Annotated in this window: 4 protein-coding genes; 3 read left to right on the forward strand and 1 reads right to left on the reverse strand. The window is 72.6% G+C overall.

Annotation, left to right across the window (positions count from 1 at the left end; all coding sequences use genetic code 11):
• Positions 1 to 76: 76 nt before the first annotated feature.
• Positions 77 to 721, reverse strand: coding sequence for an HNH endonuclease (locus BI06_RS15340; RefSeq protein ID WP_043468619.1), 645 nt, complete (start codon positions 719 to 721; stop codon positions 77 to 79).
• Between the two features lie 457 nt (positions 722 to 1,178).
• Here BI06_RS15340 and BI06_RS15345 point away from each other — a divergent pair, with 457 nt between their 5' ends.
• The 3 genes from BI06_RS15345 (at position 1,179) to BI06_RS15355 (ending at position 5,323) form a co-directional block, all read left to right on the forward strand.
• On the forward strand, positions 1,179 to 2,393 hold the full coding sequence (locus BI06_RS15345; RefSeq protein WP_082558497.1) for a mechanosensitive ion channel family protein: 1,215 nt from the start codon (positions 1,179 to 1,181) through the stop codon (positions 2,391 to 2,393).
• Between the two features lie 227 nt (positions 2,394 to 2,620).
• A complete protein-coding gene (locus tag BI06_RS15350) occupies positions 2,621 to 3,808 on the forward strand; it encodes an ROK family transcriptional regulator (RefSeq protein ID WP_043468621.1) in 1,188 nt (395 codons plus the stop codon).
• 153 nt (positions 3,809 to 3,961) lie between these two features.
• Positions 3,962 to 5,323: an ABC transporter substrate-binding protein gene (locus tag BI06_RS15355; RefSeq protein ID WP_030395017.1), complete on the forward strand. Its 1,362-nt coding sequence runs from the start codon at positions 3,962 to 3,964 to the stop codon at positions 5,321 to 5,323.
• The last annotated feature ends 81 nt before the right edge of the window (positions 5,324 to 5,404 follow it).

Genomic DNA, 5,404 nt, shown 5'->3' on the forward strand with positions numbered 1-5,404 from the left:
GCTCCCCGGTGCGGGGTGCGCGGCGGCCCATGAGGCGTACCGAGAATGATGACGGGCAAGCCCTTGTGGTGCGGACTCAGGCGGAGAGCGGTTCGGGCTGCTCACCGCGGCGGACGGGGGCGGGGTGGCCGGCGTGGGCCCGGCCGAGTGGGACCGGGTGGGCCGGGTCGGTATGGTCGTGGTGTTCGTACTCGTCCCACTGCGGGGCGCGCAGCTGGTCGTTCCCGCCGTACGGCTCCAGGTAGGGCCGCCAGCGCGGATCCTTGATCCCGGTGCCGATGATCCGCCAGGCCAGGCCGCTGGGCGGCGCGGGTGGTCGTTTCATCCGCCAGCCGAGTTCGGTGAGGTGGCGGTCGGCCTTGGTGTGGTTGCAGCGGCGGCAGGCCGCCACCACGTTGTCCCAGCGGTGCTGGCCTCCCCGGCTGCGCGGGATGACGTGGTCGACGCTGGTGGCGGCGGCCCCGCAGTAGACACAACGACCGTGGTCGCGGGCGAACAGCGCCCGGCGGGTGAGCGGGACCGGCCCGCAGAAGGGGACCCGGACGAAGCGGGTCAGACGGACGACGGACGGCGCCGGAAGGGCGCTGGTGGCGCTGTGCAGAGTGACCCCCGAGTCCTCCAGGCTGACCGCCTTGTGGTTGAGGACGAGGATGAGTGCGCGGCGCATCGATACGACGCCGAGTGGCTCGTAGGACGCGTTGAGGACCAGGACATGCGGCACGGATGCCTCCTTGGACGCCTGCGGCGCGTGGCTCGCGCCGGGACGAGCGGTTCGATCACGCAACGGGTGCGTGATCCACCCCAGTGTCGCCTTACGCCTTTGTACGGCGCCACCACTCCTGTGTAACGGACCCGATGTGAACTCCGGGTGTGGGTTCTGTCATACCCGGTATGCCCGGGGGAAGCGCGGGTTGCACTCCGGTGCCCCTCCGGGGTGTCGCTGGGCCGGGCGGAGCAGCGCGGAACGCGGCGTGCGGGGGCGTTGACGGGGCGTCCGGACAGGTGCACGCGCCCTGCGGCGGACCCTCCCGGCCCGTTCGGCCTGCCCTCGGCGTGTCAAGCCCGCGGCCGGGCGGCGGCTAGGGTAGGCGGACGGTCCGCAGGCCAGGGGCGTGCCAACCCCGGGTGGGCACCGCGGCGGCGGACCGGGTCACGACCCCTGCAGGAAGGTCCCGCACGTGTTCCGCTCCGGTGCCGCCGGCCTCCTCGCCGACGCGTCCACGACGACGCCGGCCTCGACGCCCGCGCCGTCCCCGACTCCCACGGCCCCGGAGTTGCCGGACCTCAGAATCCCGACCAGCGCCCAGGAGGTCTCCGACACCACCCGGCAGGCCGCCAGCTGGTTCGACTCGCACTGGCAGGACTGGCTGGCGAGCGGCGTCCGGATCGTCTTCATCATCGTGCTGGCCCTGGTGCTGCGGGCGATGGTGCGCAAGGTGATCACCCAGCTGATAACGCGGATGGTGCGGCCGGGCGAGAACGAGGACGAGCCCAGCCGGCTGGGCGGGCTGCTGGCCAACACCGGGGTGGTCAACCCCGAGCGGCGCCAGCAGCGGGCCGAGGCGATCGGCTCGGTGCTGCGCAGCGTCGCGTCCTTCTCGATCCTGGGCACGGCGGCGCTGATGGTGCTGTCCGCGCTCGGGGTGAACCTGGCGCCGCTGCTGGCGAGCGCCGGTGTGGCCGGTGTGGCGATCGGTTTCGGCGCCCGCAACCTGGTCACCGACTTCCTCTCCGGGGTCTTCATGATCATGGAGGACCAGTACGGCGTCGGCGACGAGATCGACACCGGGGTGGCCACCGGCACGGTGCTGGAGGTCGGCCTGCGGGTGACCAAGCTGCGCGGCGCGGGCGGCGAGATCTGGTACATCCGCAACGGCGAGGTGAAGCGCATCGCCAACATGAGCCAGGGCTGGTCGACCGCCTCGGTGGACGTCCAGGTCGGCTACAAGGAGGACCTGGAGCGGGTCGAGGCGCTGATCAAGGACACCGCGGAGACGCTGGCCAAGGAGTCGCCGTTCGACGAGCTGGTCTGGGCGCCGTTCTCGGTGCTGGGCGTGGAGTCGGTCGCGGCGGACTCGGTGGTGCTGCGGGTCGAGGCGCGGACCGCCCCCGGCAAGTCGCTGAGCGTGGGGCGGGCGCTGCGCCAGCGGCTCAAGCAGGTCTTCGACGAGGCCGGGATCAAGGTCAAGGAGGAGGTCACCCCCGCCGCCGCCGCGGGCGCGGCCGCCGGGACGGCCGCCGCGATGGTCCTGAGCACCGCCGCGGCCCCGGCCCCGGGCACCGACCCGGCCCCGCCGTCCGCCCTGGCCGACCCGACCTCGGCGGGCTACAAGGCCGCGACCCCGATACCGCTGCCGCCGTCCCCTCCGGCCGACCCCACCAGGACCCCCTGACCCCGGTCCGACACCCCTGCGGAGCCCCGCCCCCGAGCCACTCGGGGGCGGGGCTCCGGACCGTTCGGGGGCGGTCCGGTAACGAGTCGGCATCCTCCGTGCGAAGGGCCATTGACACTCCGCTGACGGGGCCCGTACGGTCCTGTCCCAAGCGACTGGAAAGTTTCCTAACAGTTCGCCGCTGGCCCGACCGGAAACCCGGCCGCCCCGAGGAGGAGGATCGTCACGTGACCAGAAGCCACACCAAGACCCCCCTCGCGGGCACCCCCAGCCTGCTGCGGGCCATCAACGACCGCGCCGCGCTCGAACTGCTGCTGGCGAACGGCCCGCTCTCCCGCACCCAGATCGGCACCCTCACCGGGCTCTCCAAGCCGACCGCCTCCCAGCTGCTGGCGCGGCTGGAAGCGGCCGGGCTGGTGCTGCCGGTGGGCACCACGGCCGGCGGACCGGGGCCCAACGCGCAGCTGTACCAGGTGAATCCCGCCGCCGGATACGTCGCCGGGCTGGACGTGACCAACAGCCAGGTCCGGGTCGCGATCGCCGACATCAGCGGCACTACCCTCTCCGAGCACGTCGTCCCCACCAAGGGCTGGCAGGCCGCCGCGACCGTGCCCCGGGTGGCCGACGCGGTCGCCGGGGCGGTCCGCGCCGCCGGGCTCGCCGAGGACGCCCTGCACACCGTGGTGATCGGCGTCGGCGGCGCGCCCGACCCGGTCACCGGCAAGCTGCGGTACGCCTCGCACCTGCCCGGCTGGCACGCGCCCCGGCTGGTCGAGGGGCTGGCCGAGGCGATCGGCGCGCCGGTGACGATCGAGAACGACGTGAACCTCGCCGCCGTCGCGGAGCAGTCCTCCGGCGCGGCCGGCGGCTTCGAGGACTTCGTGCTGCTGTGGGCGGGCGAGGGCACCGGCGCCGCGATCGTGATCGCCGGCCGGCTGCACCGCGGCTTCACCGGCGGCGCCGGGGAGGTCGGCTACATGCCGGTGCCCGGCTCGCCGGTCCGGGACGTCCGCCGGCGCAACTCCGGCGGGTTCCAGGAACTGGTCGGCGCCCCCGCCGTCCGGGCCCTGGCCAAGGAGCACGGGATCGCCGCGCCGACCGCCGAGGAGGCGGTCGCCCGGGCCCTCGCCACCCCCGGCGCGGGGGACGCCTTCCTCACCGAACTGGCCGCCCGGCTGGCCGTCGGCCTGGCCGTGATCGTCGCCGTCGTCGACCCCCGGCTGGTGGTGCTCTCCGGCGGGGTCCCGACCACCGGTGGCGAACGGCTGCGGGCCCTGGTCGAGGAGGAGCTGGCCAGGATCTCGCCCGCCCGGCCCGAGGTCCGGGGCAGCACGCTGACCGGCTCGCCCGTCCTGATCGGCGCACTGGCCCGCGCGCTGGCCGCCGCCCGCGAGGCGGTCTTCTCGACCCACTGACGCCCGCCGCACGGCCCGACGCACCGCCCCAGGCCCGACGTACAGCCCGACGCACCGCCTGCACCGCCCGACCCTGCACCCACCTCTCCCCATCCCGAACGCGGGACCCGAGGCAATGACGCCTGCCCGCGGCACCCCCAGGAGGACCTCGAAGTGCAATCCACCACCTCCCCCGCCCGCAGAAGCCGCCGGACCCTCGCCGCCGTCACCGGCAGCGCCGTCCTCGCCCTGCTCGCCACCGCCTGCACCGGCAGCAGCGACGGCGGCGGCAGCGACGACTCGGCCAGTGGCAAGGACGTCACGATCACCTTCTGGCACGGCTGGAGCCAGGACTCCGAGGTGAAGGCGATCAACGACAACATCGCCGCCTTCGAGAAGGCCCACCCCAACATCCACGTCAAGGCCGTCGGCAACATCGCCGACGACAAGGTCAACCAGTCCCTGCGGGCCGGCGGCGACGACGCCCCCGACGTGGTGTCCTCCTTCACCACCAACAACGTCGGCATGTTCTGTTCGACCAAGGCCTTCGTCGACCTCAAGCCGCTGCTGGCCAAGGACGGCATCGACGCCGCCAAGACCTTCCCGGCCGCGATGCTCAACTACACGCAGTTCCAGGGCAACCAGTGCTCCCTGCCGCTGCTCGGCGACGCCTTCGGCCTGTACTACAACAAGAAGGCCTTCGCCGACGCGGGCATCACCAACCCGCCGAAGACCTTCAGCGAGTTCGCCGAGGTCGCCAACAAGCTCACCGTCCCCGAGGGCGACGGCTACAAGCAGCTCGGCTTCATGCCGCTCTACCACGGCTACGAGTCGACCACCGAGCACTTCCTCGGCCAGTACGGCCCCACCTACTTCGACCCCGCCGGCAAGTCCACCGTCGCCACCGACCCGAAGGTCGCCGCGATGATGAAGTGGCAGAAGAGCATGGTCGACAAGCTCGGCGGCTTCGACAAGCTGGAGAAGTACCGCGCCACCTTCGGCGAGGAGTTCAGCGCCAAGAACCCGTTCCACACCGGCCAGGTCGCGATGGCCATCGACGGCGAGTGGCGCACCGCCTCGCTCGCCACCGACAAGCCGGACTTCGAGTGGGCCACCGCCCCGTTCCCGGTGCCGGACGACCAGCAGGACACCTACGGCCGCGGCTACCAGACCGGCACCATCGTCGGCATCGCCAGCACCAGCAAGAAGCAGGCCGCCGCCTGGGAGTTCGTGAAGTTCCTGACCACCGACACCGACGCGGTCGTCTCCTTCGCCAACGCGATCCACAACGTGCCGAGCACCTTCGCCGCGCTGGAGTCGCCGAAGCTGGTCGCCGACGAGAACTTCAAGACCTTCGTGAACATCGCCAAGCACGCCAGCTCCGGCACCACGCCGGCCGTGGTCAACGGCGGCGGCTACCTGGTCTCCGTGCAGAACCTCGGCTACGACTACGAGTCCGGCAAGCAGACCGACCTCACGGCAGGCCTCAGCGCCACCGCCAAGGAGATCGACGCCGCCATCGCCCAGGCCAAGTAGCGCGTACCCCGCGCGCCCGGCCCGTCCTCGGAGCTCCCATGTCACTCGCGTCCGCCACCCGCAAGGGGGCCGGAGCGACCG

Source organism: Kitasatospora sp. MBT66, assembly GCF_000710405.2.
Taxonomy (GTDB): domain Bacteria; phylum Actinomycetota; class Actinomycetes; order Streptomycetales; family Streptomycetaceae; genus Kitasatospora; species Kitasatospora purpeofusca.